This is a genomic window from Streptomyces sp. SBT349 (assembly GCF_001083795.1).
Lineage (GTDB): Bacteria > Actinomycetota > Actinomycetes > Streptomycetales > Streptomycetaceae > Streptomyces.
Map to the genome: position 1 here is coordinate 1 of NZ_LAVK01000550.1, position 5,120 is coordinate 5,120.

At 69.1% G+C, this 5,120-nt stretch carries 6 protein-coding genes and 1 pseudogene; 1 reads left to right on the forward strand and 6 read right to left on the reverse strand.

What is annotated here, in order from left to right; translation table 11 throughout:
* The 6 genes and pseudogenes from ADY01_RS34425 to ADY01_RS34440 form a co-directional block, all read right to left on the reverse strand.
* Nucleotides 1-254 (reverse strand): helix-turn-helix domain-containing protein (locus ADY01_RS34425; protein WP_049580711.1); only part of this gene is annotated, 254 nt, incomplete at its 3' end.
* 391 nt (nt 255-645) lie between these two features.
* A complete protein-coding gene (locus ADY01_RS34430; protein WP_049580712.1) occupies nt 646-1,215 on the reverse strand; it encodes a maleylpyruvate isomerase N-terminal domain-containing protein in 570 nt (189 codons plus the stop codon).
* Nucleotides 1,216-1,270: 55 nt separating this feature from the next.
* The coding region (locus ADY01_RS41150; RefSeq protein WP_234320529.1) for an IS630 family transposase at nt 1,271-1,951 on the reverse strand (681 nt) is incomplete at its 5' end.
* 3 nt (nt 1,952-1,954) lie between these two features.
* Nucleotides 1,955-2,394: pseudogene (locus tag ADY01_RS41155) on the reverse strand (helix-turn-helix domain-containing protein); the annotation flags it as partial.
* Nucleotides 2,395-2,469: 75 nt separating this feature from the next.
* Entirely contained in the window at nt 2,470-2,652 is a 183-nt protein-coding gene (locus tag ADY01_RS39560; RefSeq protein WP_159001619.1) for a hypothetical protein, read from the reverse strand.
* A 75-nt stretch (nt 2,653-2,727) separates the two neighbouring features.
* Nucleotides 2,728-4,500: a recombinase family protein gene (locus tag ADY01_RS34440; protein WP_078900855.1), complete on the reverse strand. Its 1,773-nt coding sequence runs from the start codon at nt 4,498-4,500 to the stop codon at nt 2,728-2,730.
* Nucleotides 4,501-4,938: 438 nt separating this feature from the next.
* Here ADY01_RS34440 and ADY01_RS39565 point away from each other — a divergent pair.
* The coding region (locus ADY01_RS39565) for a hypothetical protein (RefSeq protein WP_049580713.1) at nt 4,939-5,120 on the forward strand (182 nt) is incomplete at its 3' end.

Genomic DNA, 5,120 nt, shown 5'->3' on the forward strand with positions numbered 1-5,120 from the left:
GGACGGCCTCCCGCCCACCGAGGGTCCAGGCACGCCAGGCCGATCTCGTTGAACCGGTGGATCACCTCCCGCACCGTGTCCTCGTCGGCCTGGACCAGCTGGGCGATCACCGGGACGCGGTTCCCACCGGCGGACGCCAGCAGCATCATCGCCCGGCGGTAACGCACCGAACTGGTGCTGCCCCGGCGCACGATTTGCTGCAGCTTCTGCCCTTCCTGATCGGTCAGTCTGCGCACCCGCACAGGCTCGGCCACCACACCTCCAGCGATCGCAGCGGACCTCACCGCCCATCCAACCGCCACGACCACCAACCCGGCCAACCTTCCCGGTCACAGCACTAGGGGTGATGAGGAACTCGGGATGGACGACCCCGGGCTGCTGATGATCGAGACGTTGCGAACCCTCTAGGGGTGATGAGGAACGCGTAGACCGGGGTTGCGCCACAGGCTCAGCGCACCCGTTGCGAACCCTCTAGGGGTGATGAGGAACCCCCGCCGTAACGAGGCCTCGGGTGTTGGGCGGCGCGGTTGCGAACCCTCTAGGGGTGATGAGGAACACCAGCGGAAGCGCGTCATCGTCCTCGCCTGGCCTGCGTTGCGAACCCTCTAGTGCTGTGACCGGGAATGTTTACCGGGGTCAGGTCGATCAGCCTGGTCGTGCTGCTTCCCACCTCCACGAGGTTTGGCGAGGGAGGCCGTCGAGTTCTCCGCGGCCGGTGCACCAGAGGAGTACCTGGATGGGGTCTGCGGACGGGGCGGCGGGGAAGAGCCGGTTGAGTACTGCCGCGCTCAGCGGTGCTGGCGGCAGCCAGTCCACGGACAGTCCCTGCGTGATGTCGTAGGTGTGCAGCAGGGTCTCGGCGACGCCCATCGCCGCGAAACCTTCGAGGTCGCACGGACCCCAGTGCCAGGCCCTCAGAGCGGGGTTGGCTGTGGCCAGGGCGCTGCTGAGCAGTCCGCCGCAGGCGGTGACGGCCTGGAGTACTTCGGCCGGCGAGGCAGTGGGGCGGACGTTCAGGTCGATGGGAAGGTAGGCATCGGCAGGTCGTGCTGCCAGTTGCGCTGCGTAGGCCAGCAGGTCATGGCCGACGTGGGCTGCTGTTTGCCAGCAGGTCCATTCGAGCGGCCCGGCTGGCACCGTCCAGTCCCCGGCGGTACGGGGGCCAAGTACCCCCAGCATCTCTGCCACGGCGGCGTCGACGTCCCGGTGGTCCATGCAGAGCTCCTCGCGGTCCGTGATGCGGGAGTGGGCTGTACCGGTTGTTGATCCTTCACGCCGCCGGGCATCTGGCACCTCCGCCCCAGCGGATGCCTCTCTCGCTGCGGATGCGGGCGCGTTCTCGGCGTTGGGCGGTGAGCACGTCGGGGTGGCGGGCGTTGGCGTTGCGCCAGCGCAGGTAGGCGTGCAGGGCGTGGGTCTGTGCGGGGTGGCTGCGGTGGTGGGAGTTGGCCAGGGTGAACTGCCGCAGCGGGCCGAAGTGGGCTTCGATCGGGTTGGCCCAGGAGGCGTAGGTCGGGGTGAAGCACAGCTCGACCTTGTTCCTGTCCGCCCAGCGGCGGATCGTCGCTCCGGTGTGGGTGGACAGGTTGTCCAGGACGATGTAGACCGGGGCCCCGTCCGGGCGGGCCGCACGGATCGATTTCAGGGCTGCCAGGGTGTTCGCGGTTCCCTTGCGGCGGTTGTTGACGCCCCACAGCCGGTCTTCGCCGACCGAGTAGCAGCCGTGGAAGTAGGTGACGCCGTGGGTGCGGCGGTAGGTCGCCGGCAGGCGGTCGGGCCTGCCCTGCTTGGCCCAGCACGACCCCGCGGTGGGCCGGATCCCCAGGGGGCCGAACTCGTCGAAGGCGAAGACCCGGTCCGGGAAACGCTGGGTCACCTGCTCGATCCGGTCGAGCTTGGCGTCGCGTTCGCGGTCGGGGGATTCCTTCCACGTCTTGGTGCGCTGGAAGGTNNNACCCCGCGGCGGGCGAGCAGGCACCGTAAGGCCTCACGGCCGATGCGGATCATATGGCCGGGCACACGGCGCAGATAGGCAGCGAGTTTGCGGATCGACCAGCGGGTGAAAGGCTGCCCGAGCCGGGCGGGGCGGGTGGTGGCCGTCTGGATGACGAAGTCCTCCTCATCATCATCGAGCAGGCGGGGACGGCCTCCCGCCCACCGAGGGTCCAGGCACGCCAGGCCGATCTCGTTGAACCGGTGGATCACCTCCCGCACCGTGTCCTCGTCGGCCTGGACCAGCTGGGCGATCACCGGGACGCGGTTCCCGCCGGCGGACGCCAGCAGCATCATCGCCCGCCGGTAGCGCACCGAACTGGTGCTGCCCCGGCGCACGATCTGCTGCAGTTTCCGCCCTTCCTGATCGGTCAGTCTGCGCACCCGCACAGGCTCGGCCACCACACCTCCAGCCGTCGCAACAAACGTCACTGCCCATCCAACCGCCACGACCACCAACCCGGCGAACCTTCCCGGTCACAGCACTAGCCGCAGGCCCAGCGCCAGGACGTTGCCGAACCCGAACAGGAACGTCAGCCCAATCACCGCGCCCATGATGACGGTGACCGACCGCATCACCGTTCGATACTCAGAAGAGGATTGCTGACCAGGCGGGACGGGGAGGTTGGTCGCGCGAGCCGGGACTTCGGTACGGGTCATCACGAGGCGCCTCCCACCGGGGCTGCCGGGCAAAGGCGCAGGTCACCTCGGATGACGAGGAGTTGGGGTTTTGAGTCAAGTCCCCCCTCGGACACCAACCATTTCCCCACGGGTTTCCCGTGGGGATTTTCTGTCCGGTTCGCCCGGTGTGGCGGTGACGTGCACCAGCCGGGCGCTGACGTCGTAGTTCAGCCTCAGGCTCAGCAGGCGGTACAACGCGGCTCTGTCGTCCTTACCACTGTGGTGCAGCGTCGTGGCCAGATCGGATGCCTGCCGCACGACCCGGCGGACCTGGTCGGGGGACAGGGGAGCCTGTGCCGTCGGCTGCTGGGCAGCGCGGAGTTGTGCCTCGGCGGCGCGTCGTTGCTGCTGGGTCTCCGCGATCCACTGGGTGACGTGAGTGGCATCGGCCCCTGCTTCCAGGGCGGCGCGGTGGCGGGCGAGCTTGGTGTCGCAGGAGGTGAGCAGTGCCTGGGCGGTCTGGATGGCGTGCGGATCCGGTTCGCCCGCGTCGCTGCCGAGAACCATCAGGTCGATGGTCTCCGTCAGCCGGTGCGGTGCGAGGACGGTGCCGATCCATCCGTCGATGGCCGGGGTGAGCCAGCTCTCCCGCACGTAGACGTTGCGGGGGCGTCGGACTCGGTTGGCCAGGGCGTATTCCTCGGGGAAACGGCAGCGGTAGTAGGCGTCTCCGTGTGACCACTGGCCCTGCATGCGGCGGGCGCAGACGCCGCAGGTGATCCGTCCGCGGAACAGGTAGGGGTTCTTGGTGCGGTGGCCCTGGTGCGGCGTCCCGGTGCGGCGCCGGGTTTCGAAGGTCTCCTGGACCCGGGCGAAGGTGTCGTCGTCGACCAGCGTGGGGTGGACGACGTTCCGGGAGATGATCCACTTGTCCTGGGTGTTCCACCGCATGCTAGTGGTGTAGCCCAGGGTGACATCCTCGACATCGAGAAGACTCTCGTGTTTGTGCTGCCGGTTCCACACCTGCCGACCCGTGTAGCGGGGATTGGTCAGGATCGTGCGGACGGCGAACTTGTTCCACGCCCGCCCGTCCCGGTGCGGGTTCCGGGCGCGGTCATGAGCGGATGGGCTGGGGATCCCATCGCAGGTCAGGCCCTCAGCGATGGCGAAGATCCCCCGCCCGGCAAGGAACTCACGGAAGATCCGGACGACGACCGGCGCGGCTTCGGGATCGAGGTCCAGGCCGTGGAGGCGTTTGCCGTCGGCGGCCTTGCCGGGGTTGGGGTGAGGCCCCCGATCAACCAGTCGGTAGCCGTAGGGCGGACGTCCGCCCAGGTAGCGCCCCTCCATCAGGGTCTGGGAGGCCATGGCCGAGTGGACCCGGATCCGGATGCGGTTGCGCTCGCCCTTCGACATGCCGCCGAAGACCGACATGATCAGATCGTGGGCCTCGTTGTCCGGATCGATAACCCCGCCCACCTCCGGCACCCACAACGGCACGCCGTAGTGGGTGAACAGCGGGAACGTCGTGCCGAACTGGCTGCCGTAGAACGCCCGCTGCGGCTCCCCGATCACCACGGCGTCGAAACCGCGCGCCCCATCCGCCAGAGCCGCCAGCAGTGCTGCCGCCCGGGGGCGGCGCTTCCACGGCAGCGCGCGGCTTTGGCCCACGTCGAAGTACTCCGCCACGATCCGCCCGCCCGCGGGAGCGATCAGCGCTTCGGCCCGCCCCAGCTGCCACAGCCGTGAGGCCTCCGGGTCCTGGTGGTCCTCGGTCGACACCCGCCCGCTGAACGCGAACCGCAGCCCGCCGGCACCTCCCGGTGCGTCAGCGAGTGGTCGGTGTGGGCTGGCGCGCCAGGGAGGCGCGGTGGTGTCAGGGTTCATCAGGAGACTCCTTCACCTGATCGGTGACCTGCGGAAGGTCCCGGATTCCCGGGTCGTCCATGGATAGCTCGCCTTTCACCAGAGGGCCAGCCGCGTCTGCTACGGCCTCGCCCGGTCTCTGGCCGGCCCGCCGAAGCAGAATGCGCAGCAGGGTGCCCGCAGCGGCCGGAGTGAGAACCGGCTCAGGGGGATCAAACCGGAAAGCGAGTTCCCAGGGCGACGTCACCGCAGGGTCATCGAACGCGTCCGTGGTGCGTGCGGCGCTCTCGCCCTTCTGAGCCCTCGTCATCGGCGCCCGCCCGAGTTCTCGCGAGTTGGGTGGTCAAACGCGATGCAGCCACGTACGCGGGTACGGGACGGTGCTGACCGCCGGGGCCGGGTGCATGGGCGGCGGTCCTGGGCTGGGGCGCCGGGCTTACGGAAGACGAGGACGTCTTCGTGGGCGATGAGGTGGAGGGGGAGGCCCTGTCGGCGGGCGTCGCGGATGTTCTTCAGCTGGAAGAAGGAGGGGCGCAGGACGAGGTGGTCGTCGCGGATGCCGGCGAGGAGGGCGGCGCAGCGTTCGACGGGGATGAGTCCGGCGTGGCGGCCTGCGGCGAGGACGGCGGTGGGGAGGTCGA